This window comes from Microcoleus sp. AR_TQ3_B6, assembly GCF_036702785.1.
Taxonomy (GTDB): domain Bacteria; phylum Cyanobacteriota; class Cyanobacteriia; order Cyanobacteriales; family Microcoleaceae; genus Microcoleus.
Genome location: NZ_JAUBVJ010000019.1, coordinates 23,607 through 47,914, shown reverse-complemented (window position 1 = coordinate 47,914; position 24,308 = coordinate 23,607). Strand labels below are relative to the sequence as shown.

Below are 24,308 nucleotides of genomic sequence, written 5' to 3'. Positions count from 1 at the left end.
TACGTAATTAACCAGATTCGATATTAGTTTCACGTTACGCGGACTTAGTTTGTCTCTAGTCGGTATTGGCAAAAAACAAGATGAAGTTATCAAAAAAATTCTGGATTGTTGGTGTTTTTTTGTACTTTTTAATTCTTCTCAATATCATGCTCTTAGCAGATACGGGGAAATTAGTCAATTTTCCTCTCGCTCATCCGCCTTATGACAAACTCGGCCACTTTGTTTTGTACGGAATAGCATCTTTTTTGTGCCATAAAGCAACTGGCAAAAAAAATATGAATTTGTTGAATTATTTAATTCCTTTCGGACCCGCAATTTTTACTATTTTCACTGCTGCGGAAGAAATGCTGCAAGCGATTTTACCAAATCGTACTGCTAGTATTGAAGATTTTTTATTTAGTTTTTGCGGGATTGCTGTTTTTTATGGGATTGGAGAAGTTTGGGATAGAAAAAAAGGGTATTGATGATATAGAAGGAAGAAGGAAGAAGGAAGAAGGAAGAAGGAAGAAGGAAGAAGAAAGAAGGAGGTTTGTAGGGTGCGCAATGCGCGCCGGTTGACGAGTGTCAGCAACTTGTGTCAATGGTGACTCTGCCCGCACGGGTAATATCAATTCCGGCTGCGCCGGAATGATATCAAATCCTTGCTTCAAAAGTCGGGCGTAAAGTCTCATCAAGTGGCCAACAAATAATTCGCGCAATTTTCATTTTTTTTACCCGCCCGTCAACAGTCAATCGATTTTAGATTTTAGATTTTAGATTTTAGATTGAACTTCGAGGTCGAGCCTCGCTATGCGATATAAGCGAGGAAGAGCCTCAATTGCGGAGGGAAATTGGAGGCACAGCCTCCGAATCTGCGTTATCAGGTAGAGCTTGGAAGTCAACAGTCAACAGTCAACAGTCAACAGTCAACTACGAGTAAATGTCAATACGCTGCCTGCTGCTGCCGCAGTTAAAATTTGATTTTTTTTGAACTTGTTTAAGATTAGCAATTAACCGGGATTTCCCATCTCGACAATGTGTTTAAGAGGGTTTAATTACTCTCTTCCAAAAAGGTTTGTACTCGACCGTTTGGTCTCAAAACAACTCGAATTTTAGGGTTTTTTCCATTAGAAACTGGAGAAACAAAGGGCTCGCCGGCTAATGGCATATTAGTTTGATCGATATAATCTGCTGCTGCTTTTCCCATCGGGACAATACTTTGAATTGACCCATTTTCATCGATCAGCACGCTGTATTCCAAAGTTTGTTCCATTCCTTCAGGAGGCTTCCAGCGTTCCTCAAAGTAAGTTCTAGCTTCTGAAACCTGAGGAATTGTATCAAATAAAGTGCTGTTTTTTTTGCTCGCCGCGGCCTGGTTGTTATCCTCGGATTCGGCGGTTGGTTGAGGGTCCTCAAGGGCTGGGAGTTCGGTACTGGCGGGGGGGACAATCGGCTCGATGGGGCGGGGGAAGGGTTGCGGCGCGGGAACGGGAAATCGGGAAGCAGACAGGGAGGGCGGCAGGGGGGGCGGTACGGCGGGAGCTAGTCTGGGCGGTAGTGGGGGCAGCAGGTAGGGTACTGGTGCGGGTGCTTGGGGACCGCCCCGGGGCGGTTCTTCGGGGGCGGGAATAGTGATTGTTTGCCCTTGAGGTAATGCTGGGGGGCTCTGTTGGGCGCTGGGTGCGCTGCCGTTGGCGGGAAATAGCAGGGGTGGCTGCTGGATGGGGCTGGGTTTGTTGGTGGGGGGAGTTGGGGCGAGGGCGATGGGGGGCAAGCTGGGGCTGGCGGAAGTCCCGGTGTTGATGGGCGGGGGCGGCAGGGGCGGTAAACCGGGTGTGGCTGCGGGTGTTGGTGCTGGGGGTGTCGGTAGGGCGGGAACTGGACTGGGGGAGACGCCGGCAGCTAGCGGGGGGTTTCCTGGAGCGGGGGCGGCGGCGGGGGCTGTGGCGATTTGCGGGGAGGTGGCGGGCCGATGGAGCATTTTGATAGTTCCTGTCGTCAGGCCGGCGCTGGCGACTAGCAATGCTGCCACCTTGAGCCAGGGTGAGGACAGCGGTTGTCGGGACTCGCGGTTGAGGTTGGGAAGCGCCATCACTTCGGCGGCGCAGTTATCTAGTGCTGTGGCTAAGTCAAACAGTTGCAGGGTGCTCAAGGGAACTACTGGCCCGGATTCTGCAGCGGTCAAAGAGCCTAAAAACAAGTTGTGGGCGAGCAAGCCGCGGGGCTCTAAGCGGGGGGGAACTGGAAGGTAGGAAGTGTTCGGGGCGGAGGTTGCTAGTTCGGAAGTGTTGACGGCTCTATCGAATATGAGGGTGTTACCCGCGGCTTCTGGCGAGTCTGGGCCTGCTGCGGTACGATCGATTTGAGAGTTGAGGTTGCTTTCCCAATCGCGGGATTCGCCGAGCAAGTTTTGGACGTAGGTGCTAACAGCTTCGTGGAGGGTTTCGAGTTGAATTCGATCGCCCCTAAGGGTAACGTGTTGGGTATCTGGGAGCCTGGGGTCGTCGAGTCGCAGCTCAAAACTTAAAGATTTAAACACGGGTTGGCCCGCCCAGCGAGATAGAGGCGAACTTTTGGCTGTAATTTCCAGCGTGCAAGTGGGGGGCGTGTACCGTTTGAGAACCATAGCAGAAAGTCTGTTGACTGTTAACTGTTGACTGTTGACTGTTGGCTGTTGACTGATTACTGTTGACTGTTGACTGTTGACTAATGACTAATGACTGATGACTGTTGACTGATGACTGTTGTTTAATTTTTAGCGCGGTCTAGAAGAGCCAGCCAGAGGCGGCGGTGGCCGCCGGGACTGCTGTAAAATAGCAAATCGATCAGGAGTTTGAGGGCCAAATTAGTTAGTTCTCGGGCTGATAAATTTTCTGCATCTTCCATGCGCGAGGCATAAGTGTTGCTGAACCTGTCAATATAATCTCCCAACAAAGCGATTGTGTGAGGTTCGCGGTTTTGCTCTGCCATTTGTTCGAGCAAAGCCACAGCGCGGCGGATTAAAGCTTGGTGCTGACAGGCCAAATGACAGCTTATCAAAACGAGCGATCGAGCTTCCTCCACATCGAGTTTTTTGCGCCCTCCCTGGCCTTTCCGCAGCGGGTTAGATTGGCGCAGCCGCCACAAAGCTACCCGATCGGCTACCATTGGCTCTAAATTCAGTTCGGCTGCTACCTTGAGCATCGCTTCTGAGCCTATTTCGGCCAGTGCTTCTAGGGCTAACAGCACTAAATCCAGTTGGGCTTTAATGTTGTCCAACTGGGTAGGTTCTGGTGCTTTTCGGGTCAATTCTTCCCAGTTGGGAGATGGGCCCCTTTCGTTTGTGGGAGCGGAGGACTTTACGGTCGAGCGCATGGCTTCAGCACGGGAAATTAAGACAGGTTGAGGCAGGATATCAAACAGTATGCAGTGATGAAAGCTTTGCAGCCTGTCGGCAACAGCACATCTGTTAATTTGTCTCCATAGCTCGTTGCTTTGATTCCGGCAATCCTATCTGCTGGACGGAGTTGCGGGTGAAAAGTTGCGGTTTCCAGGAAGATCGATCGCGATCGGCAAAACCCATAGATTTTTACCCCTAACCATGCTACGCCGCAGAGTGACCGAAATCAAATCACTGCTTTGAAACTATCGGGACTTATATCAATGCCAATATCCTAGCGTTCTCGAATGCTACTTATAGTCTGTCGCTACTTATAGTCTGTCAGATTATAGTTGTCGTTGCTTCATCTGGCGCCATCTATGGATATTACGGAGCAATTTGGTAAAAAAGTTAGACATTTCCGAAAGCTCAGAAATCTTTCCCAAGATCAGCTTGCAGAACTATCTGAATTACATCGCACCTATATTGGTTCAGTTGAACGAGGTGAAAGGAATATAACGCTACTTAATGCCAGCAAAATAGCCAAGGCATTATCCGTTAGTCTAGCCGATCTGGTAATTGATGATGACTGAAAGAAGACTCGAGCAAATTTTAGCAAGATACCAAAAATCATTTACAGAAAAAATTTATGCAGAAGAGAATGAAGAACACGATATTTTAATGGATGTGCTTGGTATTTCTCCAATAAAAAAAAAGAAAATAGGCAATATTGGAAGAGTTAGGTATGTGTTGGCAATCCTTAGTTACTGAAACGTGTAAAACATATTGCAGTAGTTTTAAGCCAGCATTGAAAGTTGAAAGCGATGAGCCGTGCGATCTGATTGTTGATGGGTACGCAATAGATACAAAATATCGTATTGGCTCAGGAGACTTGGGAACACTGAAGAAGTTCAAATCTTATGGCGAACTACTTCGTAATCTTAATTACGAACCCGTCTTTTTAATTCTTAGACAAGATAATTTGCCCGCAGCTATTACAGCGTGCAAAGTAGGGACTTGGAAAGTTTACACTGGGGACGATTCGTTTGAGTTTATACAAACAATAAGCGGGTTTGATTTAAAGTCATTTCTTATTGAAAAAGTGGGAGAATTCCCTGTATACCGCTGAAACTATCAAGGCGCTTGTTGATAATCTCTATGTAGTCAGGTACTATTTCAATGCCAACATACCTAATGCCAAATTCTTGCGCCGCCAGCAATGTAGTTCCCGAGCCTGCGAAAGGATCGATTAGAATAGAATTTTCCAAACGCGGTACAAAGATTTCGACCAGCTTTCTCATTAGAGCTATTGGTTTAACTGTGCAATGGACGTTAAACTCCTCGGTTTTCTCACGCTGTATACCTTCTAAAATATTGGACTGAAAACCACCGAACTGATCTTTAGTATAAAATAGACCAGTACCATACTCCTGTAGAGTTTCCAAGTAATTATTGACCAGTGGTTTTTGAAGTACGCAGATTGCTTCCCATTCGTTCCTCAGACAACTGTGCCAACCATCCCATTTTTCAGGATTTTCATATCCTTTCTTCTCTAACTGTTGTTTGATATTGACACCCTTAGGGATACCGCTGGATCTTTTATAAACAAGAATATCTCTCGCATAGAAACCAGCAGTTTCAAGTGCAACTTGTACGTGAGCAACAGTCCGCGTGCTGTTGAAAACTAAAACTGTCGCACCCGGTTTGCAGATCCGAAAAAGCTGCTCACCCCACTCAAAGCACCACTTTTCATAATCCAGAGTGTTGTTACGATTCCTTTGATACCATTTTTCGTTTCTGACTCCACCTGCTAAACCGCTGCCATAGGGAATGTTTTTAACAAGGGTTTTATTTTTCTTGCCATTGACTCTTTCAATACGCCTTTGAATTTCTGAGTCATCCCATTTATGACCAATAAATTCATAATTATAAGGTGGGTCAGTGATACAGGCAGAAATATAATTTTCTGGCAAGGTCTTCATCACTTCACGACAGTCGCCAACCAAAACTTCATTTGAGGGAGTTTTTTTCATTAGTCAGGCAGTTTTCAAGTGGGAAATCAACTCTTAATTATGCCACTTTTTCTGATGAAGCAAGGATTTGACTGGGAGACTTTAGTCTCCCGCGAGCTTTCATCCCCGGACTAAAGTCACGGGGATGAAAGGGAGAAGGAGGCTAAAGCCTCCCAGCATCTTTCATTAGATTTCAGGATTACGACCTAGGGTGCAACTATGTAAAGCTTTGTGAACAACTTTGGCAACCTTAAGCTGATGCTGGTAGCATAAGGAACATCGTGATGAGGTCGAAGTCATGCTAGTTTTTGAGTTCAAAGCCTACGGAAAAAAGCAGCAATTTGAGGCTGTAGACGAAGCAATCAGAACAGTGCAATTCATCCGTAACAAAGCATTGCGCTTTTGGATGGAAAACGAAAAAGTCAACAAGTATGACTTGAATAAGTACAGTGCTGTTTTAGCTAAAGAATGGACGTTTTGCGATGAACTCAACAGCATGGCTCGACAATCAAGCGCAGAAAGAGCGTGGTCGGCAATCGCCCGATTCTACGACAACTGTAAAAAGAAAATCCCAGGAAAAAAGGGTTTTCCGCAGTTTCAGAAAGACAATCGCTCGGTCGAATATAAAACGACCGGGTGGCGGATGGCAACTGACCGAAAATCTATCACTTTTACCGATAAAAAAGGCATCGGAAAACTCAAGCTGAAAGGAACGCGAGACTTACATTTCTATCAGCTTAGCCAAATTAAGCGAGTGCGCTTAGTCAAACGAGCCGATGGATATTACATCCAGTTTTGCGTTCAAGTTGAGCGTTCCGAGAAGGTTGAAGTTACAGGCAATGCTATTGGATTAGATGTGGGACTCAAAGAGTTCTACACAGACTCCAATGGCGTTGCCGTCGAAAATCCGCGTTTTCTGGGCAAAGGAGAGCGCCGATTAAAGAAAGCCCAAAGACGGCTCTCAAAGCGAGTCAAAGGTTCAGAAAACAGAAAAAAAGCTAGAGTGATTCTAGGAAAGCGCCACCTCAAAATAAGTAGACAGCGTAAAGATTTTGCCGTGAAGTTGGCAAGATGCGTCATCCAGTCTAACGACTGTGTAGCCTACGAAGACTTGAGGATCAAAAATATGGTGAAGAATCACTGTCTAGCAAAATCGATTAACGACGCATCTTGGTATATGTTCCGAATTTGGTTGGAGTATTTCGGCAAAGTATTCGGAAGAATTACGATTGCCGTACCAGCTAACGGAACAAGTCAAGAATGCTCTAGCTGCGGAACAATTGTTAAGAAAAGTCTATCAACGCGAACCCACGCTTGTCGGTGTGGATGCGTATTAGATCGTGACTGGAACGCAGCTAGAAACATCCTAAGTCGGGGATTGAGTACGGTGGGGCACGCCGGAACTTGGATTTTAGATCCGAACGCTTGTGGAGAATTGACCGCTACCGATGTTGAAGTAATTCTGCATCGGCAAGTTGATTCTGCGAATCAAGAATCCCCTCGGCTTTAGGCCCGGGAGTGTCAATTCAAATAAACCACCGTCACACCTGCACCTCCTTCTTTTTGACTGGCGAGTTCAAAGCGGGAAACCTGCGGGTGATTCGCGAGGAACTCGTGAACGCCGCGCCGCAACTGTCCCGTACCTTTGCCGTGAATTATCCACAGGACTCCGTATTCCATGGCTTTGGAAAGAGCTCTGTCTATTTCGATTTCTGCGTCTGAGACTCTCGCGCCCCGTAGGTCAATCGTATTATTAGCAGTGCGAATGGCAATTTCGGGATTGGGTTTTGCAGGTTCCGCCGCTGCTTGCTTAGCTTTAGCGGTAGCGAGTGCTTGTGCTTGGGCTGCTACCTTGGCTAATTGAGCTTTAGTTTCGGGTTTTTCACCGTCGAGGGATTCAATTTCTCCGAGTTTGACAGTCATTTTCATAATCCCAAACCGAACGCTCAACTCTTCGTTAGCGTCGGGGCCGCTGAGGACTTCGGCGGTTTGGCCCAAGCTGGGAATGCGGATGCGATCGCCCACTTTCGGCATAAAACCCGGTTTGGGTTTAGCCGGTTGTTGGCGAGAGGGCAGGTGTTTTTGGGAAATTTGATTTAAGGTTTCTGTGGCTTGTTGCGCATTTTGAGCCGTCTGGTTGCCCGACTGCAAGCGACGAATGATTTGAGCAATTTCTGATTTTGCCGACCCTATCGCCTCATTTACTGCCACTTCCTGAGCTATTTTTAGTTCTCGCTCCCGCTCTTGCAAAGCGGCTGCTTTTTGAGAAACTTCTCTGTGCAGTTTTTCGGTTTGGTGTAGCAGTTGAGTTGCTTCTCTGGCCTTGGTTTCCTGTTTCCGGCGCTGTGCTTCGAGTCCAGCAATTACTTGATTGACATCTTGAGAGGCTCCCCCGACATAGGTTTGAGCTTCTTCGACTATGGATGCTAGCAAACCGAGTCTTTTGGCAATGGTGAGGGCGTTGGAACGTCCGGGAATTCCCCACAGCAAGCGATAGGTTGGCTGCATGGAATTGTCGTCAAATTCTACTGAGGCATTTTCAAAGCGGGAGTCTTGATATTTGAGGGCTTTGAGTTCGCCAAAGTGGGTAGTTGCAACTGTTAATAGGGAATGTTGGGCGAGGTATTTCAACAGGGCGATCGCCAATGCACTGCCTTCTGAGGGGTCTGTCCCCGCTCCTACTTCGTCTAACAAGACTAAAGATTTGGGAATTGGTAATTCGGAATTGGTAATTGGGATTTCGGGTTGGGGAATTTGTAATTTAGGTTTGAGAATTGGCACAGCAGAAACAGTGTTCTGTGTATCTGGGGCTTCTCGGTCTTGCTGTTGGGAATTAGTAATTGGAAGGTTTGAATTTTCTTCCCTTTGGGTCTGCGATTTATTGTGTAAAACTTCTAAAATGCGGCTGATGCGGCGGATATGGCCGGAGAAAGTAGACAAACTTTGCTGCAAAGATTGTTCGTCACCAATATCGGCCAAAATATTGTCGAACCAAGGCAATTCTACGGGTTCGCGGGCGGCAACAAACATTCCTGCTTTCGCCATTAAAGCTGCCAAGCCCAAGGTTTTGAGGGTGACTGTTTTGCCGCCCGTGTTGGGGCCGGTGATGGCGACGACGCGGATGTGTGGCGCGATGGTTAAATCGATCGGCACGACTGGAAAGCCTTGCTCGTGCTGTTGCTGCCAAACTAATAAAGGATGGCGCAACTGGCGCAGGGTAATTTGCGATCGCAGGTTGCGAATTAATAATTGACTGTTTTCTGAGTTTTCCTCATTTTCTTTTTCTTCTTTTTCCTCATCTTCTGTTTCGGGATTTTTGGGTGCTAATTCTGGCTCTCCCAATTCGATAAATTTCGGCGGATTTGCTTGCAACCAAAAACTATAACGCGCTTTAGCTGCAGCTAAATCTAAAGTTGTAACTACAACCAACAATCTGTCTAAATCGGGTTTTACTGCTGCGACTTGCTCCGTGAGGGCGCGGCGGACTGCTTCTTCTTCAGCTTGTTCTTGCCGGAGCAACTGCCGCATTTGGTTGTTGAGATTGACTGTGCTGTGGGGTTCTACGTACAGTGTGGCGCCGCTGGCCGAGGAGTCGTGAACGATGCCCGGTATGGCATCTTTTTGGGGAGCTTTGACGGGAATGACAAAGCGTCCGCTTCTTTGGGTAATTAGCTGTTCTTGTACGGCGTTGGATTGGCGCTGCAAAATCCCCTGCAATATTTGATAAATGCGATCGCGCAACTGTCGCATTTGAACTCTAATTCCTGCTAATTTAGGAGTAGCTCTGTCTGCTACTTGAGCGCGATCGTCTATACAGCGATGGATTTCTTGCTCTAGTTCGGGATAAGTCCGCAATTGGGCTGCCAGTTCTTTGAGCGCCGGCACATCTGACTGAAAGTCAATTATCCGGCGCAATTGCCTTGCTCCGGCGAGGGTAGTAGCAATTGCCAGCAATTCTTCGCCGCCGAGCAAACCTTGGAGTTCAGCTCGCTGCAGGGAAGTGCCGATGTCTTGGATTCCTTCAAAACTCAAAGCACCGCCAGCGCGGCTCTCTAACTGATAAGCTTCCTGAGTTTGGGCCTGGAGTTCTGCTGTTTGAGCTATTGTTGCCGGGATTTGGAGTTCGAGGGCGGCGGCGACGCCGAGTTTGGTCGCAGCGAAGGTAGCCAAGTGCTGACACAGGCGCGGCCATTCTAATAGTTCTAGTGTTTCGGATTGAATCAAAGTTGAGGTGGTGTTGGTAATTGGCATTCCCAGGCGCTGACCTAGAAGGTTAATTAGACGATACTATCGATCAATTCTTCGGATAATTTTTGATAGTCAACAGTAGAGTGAGGGTTCCAGCGCAATATGCCTGCACAGGACAACGCTGACTACTTGCCTCAAAACCTAAGTTCAACTGTGCGGACTCGGAACCTTGCTCGCACCGGGTTTCTTGGTAAATTTCTCGTGACTTGTCGCCAAACTCGTAGAAACCGGGTTTCTCGCCTGTGGACGCGGGCCATAAAACTGTCCGAAGTATTGATTGATTAATTTTAAAGTTTTTTTATTGTTTCCGGGCCCAATTTGAGGAAGATTTAGGAGAGTTGCCAGCAGTCATTCGCCAGAAAGCTGTGATGTAAAAGCCCAATTACGAAGGCGAGATTTGGCTTTTTTGGCAGGCTCGTCTAAAATTATACCTTCTACCGAGCTATTTTGGCGTTTGAGGGAACTGGGATGGGCTGTTTTTTGTGGGATTGAACTATTTGGGAAATTTAAATATGTCGGCGCAATTGAGGCGGTTGTATCCTAAAAAGTAATTGTGCAGTTGGTAGAAGTATGGCAAAGATTCAGGCGATAGTCGGGGATGCTGTGACTGTTGAAGTCGTGCAAGAGTTGCTGGGGAGGGAGGGACATCAGGTGAGAGTCGCTCCCGACGGTAAGGAGGGTTTAGACTTGGCGAGGGAATTTTCGCCGGATGTGATAATTTGCGACGGGACTTCGCCTCAAATCAACTTTTTGGATCTGTGCCGGCTGGTGAAAGCCGATCGAGAATTAGCCACAGCCTATTTTATTGTGCTGACCACAGCCTCGCGCTTTGAAGAAGCGCAAGAATTGGACGCGCCCTTTGACGATTTTCTGTTTAAACCGATAGTTAAGCAGGAATTGTTGGGGCGGGTGCGGGCGTCTAAGCGAGCGCGCGAGTTGAGGGCGGAGTTGGATCTCGCCCAGCAAGAATTGCAACTGTCGCGCGATCGAATGCTGCAAAGTGAAAAAATGTCTAGTTTAGGCGAATTGGTATCTGGTATCGCCCACGAAATTAACAACCCAATTACTTTTATTTACAGCAATCTAACTCACGTCCGAAGCTACGCTACCGATTTAATTGAACTGCTGCGCTTGTATCAAAAAGAGCTAGTCAATCCCGGCCCGAAAATTCTGCAAAAACAGCAAGATATGGATGTGGAATTCGTGCTCGACGATTTATTAAAAATTGTGAGTTCCATACGAACCGGGAGCGATCGCATCCGCCAATTAATCTTGTCGCTACAGGATTTTTCCCGCAGCGATCGATCGGGCTGGCAGTTATTCGATGTTTCCGACGGTTTAGAAAATACTCTGTTGTTGTTGCAGCACCGCTTGCCGGCTCGCGAGGGAAGGCGAGACATCAAGGTGATGAAAGAATTCGGCAATTTGCCACAGATTGAGTGTTATGCAGGTCTGCTCAATCAAGCTTTTCTGAATATTATCAATCACGTAATCGATGCTTTGGAAGAGTCGGCTCAAGACTTGGAGGAGTTGGAATCAATCCAATTTAAGCCTGTGATTTTGATTAGCACTCAGGTGGTCGATGCTCAGCGGATTCGTATTGAGATTGCTGATAACGACATGACAATCAGCAAAGATATCACAGCGCAAATTTCCGATCCATTTTTGGTGGCAAAACCTGCCGAACCCACCATCCCCTTGGGACTGGCTCTCAGCTATCGGATAATTGTAGAGCAGCACAAAGGAGAGTTAAAGTGTTTTTCTGAAGCGGGTAAAGGTACTATATTTCGGATAGAAATCCCGCTGCGTCACAGTTAATTAATAGTAGTCATATCAAATCCGCCCTTCATCGGAATAGTAAATTCGAGTTCACTGTTGACGGTTGACTGTTGACTGTTCACTGTTAACCGTCAACCGTCAACATCACGGACGGTGTAACCGGAAATGATATCAGATGGCGGTGTGAAGGATAAATTTATGATAAAATTTATTCCTTTGAATGCTGGTACATTTGTATTTACAGTTGGGTGGGGGCGGGTTTTTGAGATTGTTGGTTTTAGCTAGAGATTGTTGGCGAACCCGCCCCTACAAATGCGGTTGAATATTTGTCAACTGAGTTCAGCAATGAGCCGAGAATTGATTTCGCTGCTAATGTTGTACTCGCACTGCCGTTGCAGCGGACACTCGCTGCAGCGGGGGTTTTTTGCAGTGCAAACTGCCGCCCCAAAGTCCAGCAGTCCTAAATTCCACGGCCCGACTTGCTGTTTGGGAGCGACTCGTTCTGCGGCTTTCCAAAGTTCGGGCGATTCCCTGCGGGATAGCTTCGCTTCACGCGATTTTACCTTACCGCCGTCAATCCCAAAAAAACGCTGCAAAATCCGAGCAACATTCGTATCGAGCACGGCTTTTGGCTGTCCGAAAGCATTAGCGCAAACGGATCGCGCAATGTACTTGCCAACTCCGGGAAGTTCCAGCAACTGAGCTTCCGTGCGGGGAACATTTCCCTGATAATGTTCTAAGATAACCAGCACCGATTCCCGCAGCTTTTGGGCCCGAAAAAAAAGACCCAAAGGCTGCAACAAACTAGCAACTTCCGCAGCAGGCGCGGCCGCTAAATCCGAGAGAGTCGGATATCGATCGACAAATTCTTGATAAATCGGAGCCACTGTAGCGGCAGCAGTCTTTTGCAGCAACAACTCCGCCACCAAAATCGCGTAAGGGTCGCAGGTACGCCGCCAAGGAAAATCGCGGAAATTCTGCCGGGCCCAAGCTTTCAACCGGCGTTGAAACCACCGGATTTTAGCAGCGTCTAAATGCTTTGACCCAGGCTCAATATCAGCAGAAAAAACAACAGTCTTTAAGGCAGACATTTGATTGGTAGTTTTGATAAATTGCCAAGTTTATATCTATATATTAGCAGATTTAAATAATTTGTAAAACGATCTTTTTCTGATCTCCTCCTTTTCTTCCTCTGCGTACTCTGCGTACTCTGCGGTTAATAAAAAAAAATCTTATTAACTACCCGCCAGACCCCGAAACCTAAAAACAACCTTGATTTCAAATATTTGAAAAATGTAAAATTTTGTATATTAAAGAACACAAGTGCCAGAAAATAGACGATAGTTGATAATCAACAGATTTCGATAGTCCGCAAAAATAAAATTTAATTAGGTAAGAAAATGGTAATAGCAGCACCAGTTCAATCCGGCAGTCAGTCGATTTTTAAAACTCGCTACGAAAACTTTATCGGCGGCAAGTGGGTGCCACCAGTGAAAGGGAAATACTCAGAAAACCTTTCTCCAATAACAGGAAAATCAATTTGTCAAGTCCCCCGATCGAGCGCCGAAGATGTAGAATTGGCACTGGATGCCGCCCACGCTGCGAAAGACAAGTGGGGTAAGACTTCCCCAGCCGATAGGGCGCGGATTTTACACAAAATAGCCGATCGAATCGAAGAAAACCTCGATCGCCTCGCCATAGCCGAAACCTGGGACAACGGTAAACCAATTCGCGAAACCCGCGCCGCAGACATACCGCTGGCGATCGACCATTTCCGCTACTTCGCAAGCTGCATCCGAACTCAAGAAGGGTCTCTAGGCGAACTCGACGAAACCACCGTCGCCTACCACTTCCACGAACCCCTAGGCGTCATCGGACAAATCATCCCCTGGAACTTTCCGATATTAATGGCCGCCTGGAAACTCGCCCCAGCCCTGGCCGCCGGAAACTGCGTCGTCCTCAAACCAGCAGGCCCCACCCCCGCCTCAATCTTGGTACTGATGGAAATCATCGCCGACTTAGTACCAGACGGCACAATCAACGTCATAAACGGGCCCGGCGCCGAAATCGGCAAAACCCTAGCCACCAGTCCCCGGATTGCCAAAGTCGCCTTCACCGGCGAAACCACCACCGGCAGGCTAATCATGCAATACGCCTCCCAAAACGTCATCCCCGTCACCCTAGAACTAGGCGGCAAATCCCCCAACATTTTCTTTGAAGATATCTGCGCCCAAGATGATGAATTCCTCGACAAAGCAGTCGAAGGATTAGTCATGTTTGCGTTCAATCAAGGCGAAGTGTGCACCTGTCCCTCCCGCGCCTTAATTCAGGAGTCAATCTACGATCGATTCATGGAAAGGGCGATCGATCGCATCCGCCAAATCAAACAAGACAACCCCTTAGATCCGACAACCGCCCTCGGCGCGCAAGTCTCCATCAACCAGATGGAAAAAATCACCGAATACGTCAAAATCGGTCACGCCGAAGGCGCAGAATGCCTGATTGGTGGCGAAAGAAAAATCTTAGGAGGCGACTTGCAAGAGGGGTATTATTTCCAGCCAACAGTCTTCAAAGGAAACAACAAAATGCGAATTTTCCAAGAAGAAATCTTCGGCCCAGTATTAGCAGTCACCACCTTCAAAGACGAAGCCGAAGCATTAGAAATTGCCAACGATACCCTCTACGGTTTAGGTGCAGGAGTTTGGACACGCGACATCAACACCGCCTACCGCATAGGCCGCGCCGTTCAAGCCGGCCGCGTGTGGACAAACTGCTATCACCTCTATCCGGCCCACGCAGCATTCGGCGGCTACAAATCATCTGGAATCGGCCGCGAAAATCACAAAATGATGTTAGATCACTACCAGCAAACTAAGAATTTGTTAATCAGCTACAGCCCCAAAGCATTAGGTTTCTTCTAAGTCACATCAAATCCCGTACAACTGGAATCGATCTAATCCATCTGCGTTAATCTGTGTTAATCTGCCCTCATCTGCGGTCAAAAAAAAATAATTTTAACCGCAGATGACAAAGGATTGACGCGGATTCACGCAGATGTCGAGCTTCCATCTTCCATCTTCCATCTTCCACCTTCCTACTTATAAAATGGAAACGATCGCAAAAGTCACCGCAACAGAAGCCGCTTTAAAATTAATAAACCATCTCAAAAGTCAACACGGAGAATTGATGTTTCACCAATCCGGCGGCTGCTGCGACGGTAGTTCCCCCATGTGCTTTCCCGATGGCGAATTGATAATCGGTGATGGTGACATATTGCTGGGCGAAATAGGCGGTTGTCCCTTTTATATTGCAGCGCAGCAATACAAATATTGGCAGCACACGCAGTTAATTATAGACGTGGCATCGGGACCTGGAGGCAGCGATTTTTCCCTGGAAGGGCCGGATGGAGAGCGTTTTATTACTCGTTCTCGCTTGTTTGTTAATGCTGATTAATTAGTTCTTGAAAAAGCGAGATATGTTAGATTGCCGACTTTTTAAAGAAGTCGGCAATCGGGGTATTTTTTATGCGGGCTTACTTATATACGCATTTCCTCAATAAATGCAATGCTGTCAAAAATGCCATCTTTAAAAATTTGAGTGCTACGAACTCGGTGATTGTCTGCCAGTAAAGTGATTGTTTCCGCCAAAGTAATCAGTGCGTTATCCTCACTTTTTGTTGACCGATAGCAGATAATGTCCTGACCCGCATCCCACGCGACTGCCGAAAAATCAGGATAACTGCTAGAAAATAATTTCAGCATCCGATTTTCAAATTCACCTTGAAAATTTAGCTGAATGCGAGAACCATCTGAGTATTCATAGTTGTTAACTTGTCGGTAGTGACTCCCCTCAATCCAGAGGCTTACAGTAGACAAAAAGCTGCGAAAAAAATGTCCGCGAGTATCAGTCTTAATAAATTCGCCTTTCCAAGTACCAAGATTACGTGTGAAAATTTCCGGTACTTTCTCTAAATCAGGAGGGTGTAGAGAGTTGACGGTATATTCATGAATTCCCAAATCGTTCTTCATTAATTAGCCTCCGGTTTATCTAAAAAATTTGTCCAAACTTAAAAGGGCTTTTTTGTGGGTGGGGGCGTTTTTTTTTAACCTGTCTGCACTCTTTAAAGTTATTGGCGAACCCCTCCCTACAGGATGATTGAAATTTGGCTAGCGGCGACTTATTTTTAGACTCATTTCACGGCTAGTGCGCTGATATTCGTGGACAATCGGCAATCTTTCAGTGTGAAAATTCTCTAATGCTTCTGCAATGCTACCACGGGAGACGAGATGTTGCGCTAAAGACAGGCCGTCTTCCCAGCCGGAAGTCATACCTCTAGCGCGTGTGGAACTTTGCGCGTGAGCCGCGTCACCAATTAAGATAACACGGCCATCATATAGTTGAGGCAGGGGTTCAATGTCATAGGAATAACGACAGACAATATTTTCCAAAGGGGTTGACTCAATCACATTTCGCGCATCCTCTGGGAGTTTTGCCAATTCTTGGGGAGGAATAATGATATTAGTTGGTTGTAGTGTGCCTACTTCAAAATCGACCAGATCCTTTTCCAGAAAGAAACCCCAATGAGTACGATTTGCACCAAGATTAACGAAATTGGCATAAATTCCTCGGTCGCGTACATAAAGCAAATAGTTTCCTTCTGGACAGAAGTTATTATCTGTTACAATTGCTCGCCATACTAGATCACCTAAATAACACAATTCTACACCCGGAACAACAAATTGACGAACCTTAGAAACTATTCCATCGGCACCAATTAACAGATCTCCTTCCCAGTGGCTGCCATCTTTAAAGTGCGCGATCGCGCTATGCTCGGTTTGGGCGATCGACAATAATTCAGCATTAAAATTAATAGTGTAAGGGGGTAACTCCTCCAGGAGTGCTTCTAAAATAGCTTTGCGGGGTACCAGCATTCCTGGGAGTTCATTTTCCTCATAGGTGACGGGTTCAGAATTGATCGCATCGCCGCGGAGGTTGCGAAACTCGAATAATTTAACCGCAGCGCCTGAGTTAATAATTTTCTGGCTAATTTGAGGGTTTCCTTGATGCAGCGCTTCCATACCTGCTTGCACGATCGTGATACCACCGCCATCGGTGCGCGGATGGGGTGCTTTTTCAAACAAGGTAACTTGAAATCCTTGTTGAATCAGCAAAATTGCCAGCTAAACTCCTGATGCTCCGGCGCCGATAATACCTATCCTACTCTGGGACGAAAGCATTAGTGCTTCTCCTGATTTAAGATTGCCGATCGGTTCTCAAACACTATTGTAATTAAGGAAAATCCAATAGGGGCGATCGCTCTATTGCGGATTGAGATTTTGCTGATAATAGCAACAGCTTGAAACCTGCAGCTATTATCAGTATCTGGGCCGATGCAGGATTAATTATTAATTGGCCCAAAGTTCACGAACTCCCAACTTAAGACTACTTTAAGCTTGAGTATTTTTAATGAGAGCCAATTCAATTTTGTCACCAGCCTTGTGACTCACTTGTGCGCGCAAACCAGGTCCAAAAAAAGTAGCTATTTTGTCTTGCTTTTCTTCCCAGACTTCGATCGGGATTAGTGGCGAATAAAACTCTAAAATTAACCCATAAGCACCATCAACATCAACTTCCCGCAACCCTTGCAGGAGGGGCCGTTCCTCGTCTGTCGGGGCCAGGCCCAAGCGTTCCAAAGCATCATCTAAGTGCGCGGGTTGACCGTAGCGAAATCGGGTGATATCTTTGCGGACTTGGTTTTGAGTATCTGTAGCCTGACTTTCTCGAAGGAGGAGAACTTCAGCAGAGGTAGGTTCGGTAAAGTCCACTGGTTCGAGTTCGGCCGCTTTCAGCGCCAAACCTCCCAGCAACAGGGGAATTCCATAAAAAAAACCGGCTAGGTTGAGGGTTGGTTTGTCTGTGAAGTAGGCTGCGAACCCGACTGCTGCTATAATACCGCCCACAACTAAGGCTAGGTTTGCTAAAGAAATTTTACGTAACATATTAGTGAGGTAGTTAGCTCGAATCAACAAGATACTTTAATTATTATCTGTCAAAAAGTCTTGAATAAATTTAGTTTTTTTGCCAAAAGACCTGCAAAAACTGCTAGCATCTATGAGCGCGCTCGCGGTGTGCATCCACAGTCTTGTCTATAGCTTCAGAAGCTTATCCAGCCGGACTCGCCCGGGCGCGTTCGGGGTAAATATCCGTGTTAATTGCGCGGCGTTGGTTCTAGAAGGCAATCGAGATCGGCAGTATCATCAAAGTATACAGAGTGGCGATCGCGATCGGCACTCTTGCCCTTTCAACCATTTTTCGGACATGATTAAAGACGAAGACAAACAAACTGCGGGAGCAAGCAAGTCGGTTCTGGAGCAGATTAACTCGCTCAAACGCGAAGATGAAAGGCTTTATAATATCTTAGCGATCGATGTCTGGGCCCTAGCCAAGACAATGGATGAATATCAACCGGGATTTTGGGCTGCTTTTATGAAAAACCGGGAGAAAGCCCTGAAGCGATTTTTAGCTGGAATGATGAAAAATAAACCCGCAGAGACCAAACGTCCGCCTTTTTTGCGCTGAAATCTGGCTGAAGTTTTGCTAAAGTTTTGATGTACAATCAAACTATAACACAGACCAAAAAACCCTGAGCACGTTCATCACCTCTAATATAAAAACAGTGAAGGATTTGCCCAGAAAGGTATGTCGGTGAATTAAGAATCCCCGTCTGTTCTCGGGGGGGAATGTCAAATATTTTTGTTAATACTAGCAAAGGCAAAAAAACAATGGATGCACAGACAATCAAAGAGCGCGTAGCAGAGATCGAGATCAAGCGGGAATCCCTCGTGCGGCTGTTAGATCGATCGGACTTGGGAGCTCTGAGAATAGATGTGAGTCAGGCGATCGAAGAAATTGACGATCTCTTAGAAGAATTCAAGCGCACTTTTAACAGTTAGGAGTCATTGGGCATTGGGCATTGGGCATTGGGCATTGGGCATTGGCATTGGGCATTGTTGACTGTTGACTAATAGCTAATAACCAATAACAGATAAGCTGTTCATCATTTAAATTTTCGAGGCTCTCTAAGCAAGTATGGGGTTTCAACCTCTGAAATACGCATTTTAAATGCACAACAGCTTAGCTAATAACCAATAACAGATAGCTAATAACCAATTCCCCATGCCCCATGCCCCATGCCCCATGCCCCATGCCCCATGCCCCATGCCCCATGCCCCATGCCCCATTCCCAATGACTAATTCATCACCATATCCATCAAAATTTGCTGAGAGCTCACTTCCGGGCAATTAGCAGGCGGCCGCCGCTGAGAGTAGTGTCCGGACGGCTGCAAATCCCAAGCTTGGCGGTTGTCAGCCAGCATTACCCCCAAAATTTCTTGCAATTCCTTGGCAATTGTCGGGTCTTCCACCTGAACTATGGCCTCAACCCGTCTTGTGAGATTGCGCTGCATCCAGTCAGCAGAACCAATATATACCTCTTCGTCGCCACCGTTGAAAAAATAAAACATCCGAGAATGCTCTAAAAAGCGGCCGATAATACTGATAACTCTGATATTTTCGCTAACACCTTCAACGCCGGGACGCAAACAGCAAATTCCCCTGATAATCAAATCAATTTTAACTCCCGCTTGGGCAGCTTCGTACAAAGCAACAATAATTTGAGGGTCAACTAAAGCGTTCATTTTAGCGACAATGCGGCCGCAGCTACCGTTGCCGCCTTCGGCTTGCAAGCGGCAGAATTCGACCTCGCGGCGGATTAAAGCTAAAAATCGATCGCGCATATTGACCGGTGCCACCAACAATTTTCGATAAGATACCTGCCGCGAATAACCAGTCAAATAATTAAACAAATCCGTCAAATCCGATCCCAAATCCTCGCGACAACTCAACAAACCCACATCTGTATACAGTCCGGCTGTTTTGGGATTGTAATTGCCGGTGCCGATGTGGACATAGCGGCGGATGTACCCCTCCTCGCGACGCACTACCATGACAATCTTGGTGTGGGTTTTGAGTCCCACCAAACCGTAAACTACGTGGACTCCAGCTTGTTCTAACTTGCGAGCCCAATTAATATTATTTTCTTCGTCAAACCTAGCTTTGAGCTCTACTAAAACGGCTACCTGCTTGCCGTTTTCCGCTGCTTGAATTAAGGCGCTGACGATCGGCGAATCTCCAGAAGTGCGGTATAAAGTCATCTTAATCGCTAACACGGAGCGATCGTGCGCCGCCTCAGTAATAAACCGCTGCACCGTCGCCGCAAACGAGTGATAGGGATGGTGCAGCATCAAATCCCCCTGGCGGATGGCGGTGAAAATATCCTGACCCTCCTCAGCATCCAACATCGATTTCTCTAAAATCCTTGCCGATTCCAAGTTCCGCAAGCGCGGCGGCACAACCGGAGTCCAAGGCGGGTCTTTCAGTTCCGGCACTGGCAGCCCCACAAAAGACATCAAATCCTTGAGGCCTAGCAGCCCCTCTACGACGTAAACATCTTGCTCGCCGAGTTCCAACTCATCCATCAGCATATCTCGCAGCGCAGGCGGCATACTCGCTTGAATTTCCATCCGCACTGCAGAACCTCCAAACCGGCGCTTGCGGAGTTCCTGTTCTATTGCCAGCAGCAAATCCTCTGCCTCATCTTCCTCCACGGTCAAATCGGAATTGCGAGTAATGCGGAAGGGGTGATATTCTTCAACGTCCATCCCCGGAAACAAAGCTTCTAAGTTGTGGGCAATCACCTGTTCTAGGGGCACGCCGGTCCAAACTGGAGATTTGCCCCTCTGCTGCCACTGCAAATCCCCCGGTAGGGGCAAAAACCTCGGCAAAACCTGCGGGACTTTGACGCGGGCAAATAATTCTTCCCGCGTGTCGGGGTCTCTGACTACTACTGCTAAATTGAGGCTGAGATTGGAAAGGTAGGGGAATGGGTGGCTGGGGTCAACTGCTAGGGGAGTGAGTACGGGAAATACTTGTTCTTTGAAGTAGCGGTGCAAGTAATTGCGCTGTTCTTGATTGAGGTCAATGTAGTCGAGAATGTAGATTTCGCTTGCTGCTAGTTTCGGCCGCAGGGTTTGCTCAAAATATGAGTGCTGCTGAGTAACCATCGGCAAAAGCCGCTTGTTAATGGCATCTAGCTGTTCTTGGGGAGTGCGGCCGTCGGAAGTCAATTTGCTGACTTTTGCTTGTACTTGCTGTTTGAGGGCGGCGACGCGCACCATGAAATATTCGTCTAGGTTGGAGCTAAAAATAGCGAGAAATTTGAGTCTTTCGAGGAGGGGCGTGCGGGGGTCGAGGGCTTCGTGGAGCACGCGGTTGTTGAATTCTAGCCAGCTTTGTTCTCGGTTGAAGTAGTATTGGGGGTCGCTGAGGTTGATTTCAGTGTAGGTTTTGGGGGGGGTCTTTTTTGGCTTGGGCATGGTTTGAGGGAGTCTTTGGGAGGCTCGGTGATGGCATCTCTAGAAATAGTATTGTAGGTTAAAGGATTGGTTCGCATCTGCTTTTGGTCGATCGCACGTTTTTGTAATATATCCGTAGGGAAACGGCACTGCCGTGTCCGGCCCCAATCTCACGAACCAATCCCCCCAAGCCAATTCTGTACCGCATCCAACAAATCCTCTCGCTCCACCGGAAAACCTGTTAAGGGCAATTCCAGCGGTGTATCGGTAATCCAGGCGATATGAATTCCCATTTGAGTGTCGGCGAGTTTGTGGGTGAAAGATGAAAGCGCATCGCAGCAGGGACAAAAGTGCAAAATTAAGGCGATGTGCTGTTTGTGCAGCCGATTTTTGAGTTGCGGAATTAATCGCTTGAATTCGGGGGCGTTGCGAATTGCGGGAATGTCTGCATCTGCGGGGAAGATTGCTTGATATAGTTGGGTACAGAGTTCTTGGGCAATGGCGCTTGTATCGGTTTCGCTTTCTAGGGCGCGAATGTTGAGGGGAACGGGGAAGGTTTTATCTGTGGGTTGGAGTTGTTTGAGGAGTGTGGGGATATCTGTATTTTGTGGGTGGTTGTTGGGTATTGGGGAATTGGTGGGTTGAGTGTGCCATGCTCGATCAAAGTCTGGATAAGTCATATTTTGGGCCCAGTCCCAGATGACTTGGTAGCAGATTTCATAGCGAATAAAATCGTTTTCATAGATTTCGGAAGTTAGGCAATCTTTCAAACCTGAGACTGCGACGACCGCAACTCGGTTATCTTGGCATATTTTCTCTAAGTTTTCTGCCGCTTGCCTCCGGTTATTGTTCTCCTGAGAAGTACCGATAGACTCGACTAAAGCCGAGAACGCAACTGGGTTATCTTTGTCTATTGCCCCTAAGCTATCTGCCGCTTTTCTCCGGGTATCTTCATCACCTGAATTGCCGATTAACTCGACTAAATATGCGATCGCCACTGGGTTATTTTGGTCTATTTTTCCCCGCCCCCGCTTCCCAAATAATTCCTAACCGTTTGTCATTGCTTTTCGAGGTAATTCCTTGCTGGATAACTTGTTCAATAAACTCGTGTGTTAAAATTTTTGAGCAACTTCTTTTTCCCGGTACAAATCCGAACCTTCCTCAGCCGCAACATCCTCGCATCGCTGAGTCACTTTCTGCCGTTCCACCAATCTCAGCGGCACATAAACATCATCTATTTGATGGTTGCCAAAAGTTAGCTGATTGCTACTAAGCCGCTGCTGTTATTTCTCCTCTAAAATCTGCTGGCAAATAGTTTGCCAGTCAATCGGTCGGTAAGCAATGCGGATCTTTTCAACTATCTCCTCAAGCAAAGCCTTTAGCTGTTCCATCAAAGCGTGAGTGTCGGCGGTTTGGGTATCATTCCGCGTTAAACTTTGCGCTGTAAAAATCTGGAACACCTTTTCATTGTCCTTGATTTCCTCGGCAAAGTATGCAGATACTTTGCTAAAAAAAATTTAGGTTAATTTAGCTTTATAAAGTGTGACATCACAATCTTTGAGGGCAACTTCTAGCAGTTTATTTTCAACTTCTTGCAATCGATTTTGGCTTAACTTGTGGCGGCAACTTAGCAGCAATTATATCTCATCTAAACTTTCTCGGGGAAGACCTAAAGGCGCGGTTTATTTGTTAACCTGCTTTAATTCTGATTTTAACTGCTTAATCTTCTTCTTTAGCCATTCTAAATAAGGACGGTCTTGAGGCAAGTAAATCAGGAGTGCTTTAGAAGCCCTGCGAGACGGCTCAACCAATTCTTCATAACATTCTGAGGCGATTTGTTGCTGAGCTTTCAGCAAAGAACGTTTCAGCGCTTTTTCTAAATCGTAATTGACAATTTTACCGTTTTGTGAGAATCTTTTTATCCGCTTCACACACAGGTGCTTGACTGCTTCATTGGCTTGAGTACCCACTATTCCATCGAAAGCGACCTTGAGAAGATATCCCAATAGCCCAGCATCTAGCATTTGACGGTTCTCCTAATTTCAGGCTGCAAGGGAGTTACTTTAATGATAGGCGATCGAGTTTGGTTGGCGGAGGGCGATTCTTCAATATAGCGGTTTTCAACAGATATCGGGTAGGGAAACGGCACTGCCTTCTCCAAATATCGGGTAGGAAAACGGCACTGCCTTCTCCAAATATTGGGACGGTTGTTTATCCGATTTAAAACTGCTATAATGTCCACCAAATCCTCGATCGTCACATCAAAAGTCGATCGCTACAACATTGAATTTAGGCAAGACGTTCAACTATTTTTCTAGGATTACTACGAAATCCTCAATCATCACATCAAAAGTGCGAGCCAACTTGTGCACTGCTGCAAAGTCAACCATTGCCATCCCCTGAGAACGGGCATAATTGCTAATCGTACTGTAGCCCACGCCCGATCGCTCCGCAACCTCCTTGAGCGTCCATCCCTTCTGGGCCGCCAACTCTCGAACCCGCAATCTGACTAAGCCTTTGCTCATATTCACTATTTACAAAATTTTGGATTTAGTATAATATATCAAAAAGCGATCGCCCCGGTCATGCGATTTGAGATTTGAGATTTGAGATTTTAGATTGACTCTAAAGATGTATTTGGGAGCTTGAACGTTGGTCTAAAATTTTGCGCCTCTCATGGCAGAAGTCGGGGCTTGTCTCCGTTTTGCGGCGGAGTCAACGAAACTAAAGACGATCGCCAGTTATAATTAATCCCGACCGATAATTTCTGTCGATCGCACCTAGCAGATAGATGTACCTACCACCACCAGATTCAACTACAATGATATCAGAGAATCAGTTAAGATCGTCAGCGATCGGCGAATCAAAAATTATTCACAAATCGTCTAGAGTCAATCCGCGATCGAGATTTGTCACAGAAGAAACAGTGGCATTGCTGTTCAACATCTCACCCCACCAAATTTACCGGATCGAATGCTGTCACAACATGGTGTACGTACACGCCAAAGGCCTCAGTCGATTTGTCAGCTACGCCGATTTCCCCCCAATCTTAGAAGTAAAACGGCCCTGTTCTCAAGATTTTGTGGGATGGTACAAACGCTGGAAACGCACACAAGCACCTGAATTTTGGACTAAATTCTATACGTACAACTTCAAAGCGGCTGTGTCAGTTGACCGCTTGCTTGAGTGGGGTAAATTAGTCGCTACAGTTAAATCGGTAATTTCTGCCTCAGCGCTGCAACAGCTACGAGATGTTTACGCTCAAGAAAAAACCTTGATGGAAAATTTTTAAAGCAGGCGTGGCGGACCGACCCGCCATTGTTAGTCGCCAGCAAATGTAAGGTGCACGCGCGGTGCACCCTACGGGATAGAGATTCTAGTTTTTGACACTCCCCGACTATCAAGGTGCGGGGATTCTTGGTTCAGCAACCTGCCTTAAAATTGTCTATCCTGGCGGCAATACTTAAACCAGATACCCGTTCAATTGAACCAAGCATCGAGCCTAATTTAAACAATCCC

The 24,308-nt window shown here is 46.8% G+C and carries 25 protein-coding genes; 11 read left to right on the top strand and 14 right to left on the bottom strand.

Going from position 1 to position 24,308, the window contains the following annotated elements; translation table 11 throughout:
- The first annotated feature begins 80 nt into the window (after nucleotides 1–80).
- Together QUB56_RS12095 and QUB56_RS12090 are read left to right on the top strand one after the other, a co-directional pair.
- On the top strand, nucleotides 81–464 hold the full coding sequence (locus QUB56_RS12095) for a VanZ family protein (RefSeq protein WP_332955405.1): 384 nt from the start codon (nucleotides 81–83) through the stop codon (nucleotides 462–464).
- On the top strand, nucleotides 424–558 hold the full coding sequence (locus tag QUB56_RS12090) for a hypothetical protein (protein ID WP_332955404.1): 135 nt from the start codon (nucleotides 424–426) through the stop codon (nucleotides 556–558). Before QUB56_RS12095 ends, QUB56_RS12090 begins: the two co-directional genes overlap by 41 nt.
- 472 nt (nucleotides 559–1,030) lie before the next feature.
- Here the strand turns inward: QUB56_RS12090 and QUB56_RS12085 are convergent, their stop codons facing one another.
- Both QUB56_RS12085 and QUB56_RS12080 read right to left on the bottom strand, forming a co-directional pair.
- Nucleotides 1,031–2,605, bottom strand: coding sequence for a DUF4335 domain-containing protein (locus tag QUB56_RS12085; protein ID WP_332955403.1), 1,575 nt, complete (start codon nucleotides 2,603–2,605; stop codon nucleotides 1,031–1,033).
- A 122-nt stretch (nucleotides 2,606–2,727) separates the two neighbouring features.
- On the bottom strand, nucleotides 2,728–3,333 hold the full coding sequence (locus QUB56_RS12080; protein ID WP_332955402.1) for a DUF3038 domain-containing protein: 606 nt from the start codon (nucleotides 3,331–3,333) through the stop codon (nucleotides 2,728–2,730).
- Between the two features lie 384 nt (nucleotides 3,334–3,717).
- On the opposite strand from QUB56_RS12080, the gene QUB56_RS12075 reads away from it, so the two are divergent.
- Nucleotides 3,718–3,930, top strand: coding sequence for a helix-turn-helix domain-containing protein (locus tag QUB56_RS12075; RefSeq protein WP_242715747.1), 213 nt, complete (start codon nucleotides 3,718–3,720; stop codon nucleotides 3,928–3,930).
- On the top strand, nucleotides 3,920–4,108 hold the full coding sequence (locus tag QUB56_RS12070) for a hypothetical protein (protein WP_332955401.1): 189 nt from the start codon (nucleotides 3,920–3,922) through the stop codon (nucleotides 4,106–4,108). The genes QUB56_RS12075 and QUB56_RS12070 overlap by 11 nt, the downstream gene beginning before the upstream one ends.
- A gap of 320 nt (nucleotides 4,109–4,428) precedes the next feature.
- On the opposite strand, the gene QUB56_RS12065 is transcribed toward QUB56_RS12070, so the two are convergent.
- A complete protein-coding gene (locus QUB56_RS12065; protein ID WP_332955400.1) occupies nucleotides 4,429–5,370 on the bottom strand; it encodes a DNA methyltransferase in 942 nt (313 codons plus the stop codon).
- A gap of 277 nt (nucleotides 5,371–5,647) precedes the next feature.
- Between QUB56_RS12065 and QUB56_RS12060 the strand changes: the two genes are divergently transcribed.
- The gene (locus QUB56_RS12060; protein WP_332955399.1) at nucleotides 5,648–6,859 is read left to right on the top strand and encodes a transposase; all 1,212 of its coding nucleotides are present in this window, start codon (nucleotides 5,648–5,650) and stop codon (nucleotides 6,857–6,859) included.
- Between the two features lie 11 nt (nucleotides 6,860–6,870).
- Here QUB56_RS12060 and QUB56_RS12055 read toward each other — a convergent pair whose 3' ends face one another.
- Nucleotides 6,871–9,573: an endonuclease MutS2 gene (locus QUB56_RS12055; RefSeq protein WP_332955474.1), complete on the bottom strand. Its 2,703-nt coding sequence runs from the start codon at nucleotides 9,571–9,573 to the stop codon at nucleotides 6,871–6,873.
- 594 nt (nucleotides 9,574–10,167) lie between these two features.
- On the opposite strand from QUB56_RS12055, the gene QUB56_RS12050 reads away from it, so the two are divergent.
- Entirely contained in the window at nucleotides 10,168–11,415 is a 1,248-nt protein-coding gene (locus QUB56_RS12050) for a response regulator (protein ID WP_332955397.1), read from the top strand.
- A gap of 290 nt (nucleotides 11,416–11,705) precedes the next feature.
- Here the strand turns inward: QUB56_RS12050 and QUB56_RS12045 are convergent, their stop codons facing one another.
- On the bottom strand, nucleotides 11,706–12,467 hold the full coding sequence (locus tag QUB56_RS12045; RefSeq protein ID WP_332955396.1) for an A/G-specific adenine glycosylase: 762 nt from the start codon (nucleotides 12,465–12,467) through the stop codon (nucleotides 11,706–11,708).
- A gap of 309 nt (nucleotides 12,468–12,776) precedes the next feature.
- Between QUB56_RS12045 and exaC the strand changes: the two genes are divergently transcribed.
- Entirely contained in the window at nucleotides 12,777–14,297 is a 1,521-nt protein-coding gene (exaC, locus tag QUB56_RS12040) for an acetaldehyde dehydrogenase ExaC (protein WP_332955393.1), read from the top strand.
- Nucleotides 14,298–14,430: 133 nt separating this feature from the next.
- A complete protein-coding gene (locus tag QUB56_RS12035; protein WP_332955390.1) occupies nucleotides 14,431–14,829 on the top strand; it encodes a DUF779 domain-containing protein in 399 nt (132 codons plus the stop codon).
- An 83-nt stretch (nucleotides 14,830–14,912) separates the two neighbouring features.
- Here the strand turns inward: QUB56_RS12035 and QUB56_RS12030 are convergent, their stop codons facing one another.
- The 3 genes from QUB56_RS12030 to QUB56_RS12020 all read right to left on the bottom strand — a co-directional run bounded on the left by QUB56_RS12030 (nucleotide 14,913) and on the right by QUB56_RS12020 (nucleotide 17,375).
- Nucleotides 14,913–15,404 (bottom strand): DUF3598 family protein, encoded by a 492-nt coding sequence (locus QUB56_RS12030; RefSeq protein ID WP_332955388.1) that lies wholly within the window; start codon nucleotides 15,402–15,404, stop codon nucleotides 14,913–14,915.
- 138 nt (nucleotides 15,405–15,542) lie between these two features.
- Nucleotides 15,543–16,547: an FAD-dependent monooxygenase gene (locus QUB56_RS12025; RefSeq protein WP_332955386.1), complete on the bottom strand. Its 1,005-nt coding sequence runs from the start codon at nucleotides 16,545–16,547 to the stop codon at nucleotides 15,543–15,545.
- 276 nt (nucleotides 16,548–16,823) lie between these two features.
- Nucleotides 16,824–17,375, bottom strand: coding sequence for a DUF2854 domain-containing protein (locus QUB56_RS12020; protein WP_332955385.1), 552 nt, complete (start codon nucleotides 17,373–17,375; stop codon nucleotides 16,824–16,826).
- Nucleotides 17,376–17,694: 319 nt separating this feature from the next.
- Here QUB56_RS12020 and QUB56_RS12015 point away from each other — a divergent pair, with 319 nt between their 5' ends.
- Both QUB56_RS12015 and QUB56_RS12010 read left to right on the top strand, forming a co-directional pair.
- Nucleotides 17,695–17,955, top strand: a complete 261-nt coding sequence (locus QUB56_RS12015) for a hypothetical protein (protein ID WP_332955384.1) — start codon at nucleotides 17,695–17,697, stop codon at nucleotides 17,953–17,955.
- 203 nt (nucleotides 17,956–18,158) lie between these two features.
- A complete protein-coding gene (locus QUB56_RS12010; RefSeq protein ID WP_194061315.1) occupies nucleotides 18,159–18,329 on the top strand; it encodes a hypothetical protein in 171 nt (56 codons plus the stop codon).
- 297 nt (nucleotides 18,330–18,626) lie between these two features.
- Here QUB56_RS12010 and ppk1 read toward each other — a convergent pair whose 3' ends face one another.
- The 6 genes from ppk1 to QUB56_RS11980 all read right to left on the bottom strand — a co-directional run bounded on the left by ppk1 (nucleotide 18,627) and on the right by QUB56_RS11980 (nucleotide 23,314).
- On the bottom strand, nucleotides 18,627–20,810 hold the full coding sequence (ppk1, locus tag QUB56_RS12005) for a polyphosphate kinase 1 (RefSeq protein ID WP_332955383.1): 2,184 nt from the start codon (nucleotides 20,808–20,810) through the stop codon (nucleotides 18,627–18,629).
- A 149-nt stretch (nucleotides 20,811–20,959) separates the two neighbouring features.
- Nucleotides 20,960–21,787 (bottom strand): HEAT repeat domain-containing protein, encoded by an 828-nt coding sequence (locus QUB56_RS12000; protein WP_332955382.1) that lies wholly within the window; start codon nucleotides 21,785–21,787, stop codon nucleotides 20,960–20,962.
- 285 nt (nucleotides 21,788–22,072) lie between these two features.
- The gene (locus tag QUB56_RS11995; protein ID WP_332955381.1) at nucleotides 22,073–22,249 is read right to left on the bottom strand and encodes a hypothetical protein; all 177 of its coding nucleotides are present in this window, start codon (nucleotides 22,247–22,249) and stop codon (nucleotides 22,073–22,075) included.
- Between the two features lie 222 nt (nucleotides 22,250–22,471).
- A complete protein-coding gene (locus QUB56_RS11990) occupies nucleotides 22,472–22,813 on the bottom strand; it encodes a hypothetical protein (RefSeq protein WP_332955380.1) in 342 nt (113 codons plus the stop codon).
- Complete coding sequence (locus QUB56_RS11985) at nucleotides 22,807–23,049, bottom strand: hypothetical protein (RefSeq protein WP_332955378.1); 243 nt, start codon at nucleotides 23,047–23,049, stop codon at nucleotides 22,807–22,809. Before QUB56_RS11985 ends, QUB56_RS11990 begins: the two co-directional genes overlap by 7 nt.
- Nucleotides 23,050–23,095: 46 nt before the next feature.
- Nucleotides 23,096–23,314: a helix-turn-helix transcriptional regulator gene (locus tag QUB56_RS11980; protein WP_332955377.1), complete on the bottom strand. Its 219-nt coding sequence runs from the start codon at nucleotides 23,312–23,314 to the stop codon at nucleotides 23,096–23,098.
- 296 nt (nucleotides 23,315–23,610) lie between these two features.
- On the opposite strand from QUB56_RS11980, the gene QUB56_RS11975 reads away from it, so the two are divergent.
- On the top strand, nucleotides 23,611–24,081 hold the full coding sequence (locus tag QUB56_RS11975) for a hypothetical protein (protein WP_332955376.1): 471 nt from the start codon (nucleotides 23,611–23,613) through the stop codon (nucleotides 24,079–24,081).
- Nucleotides 24,082–24,308: the final 227 nt, after the last annotated feature.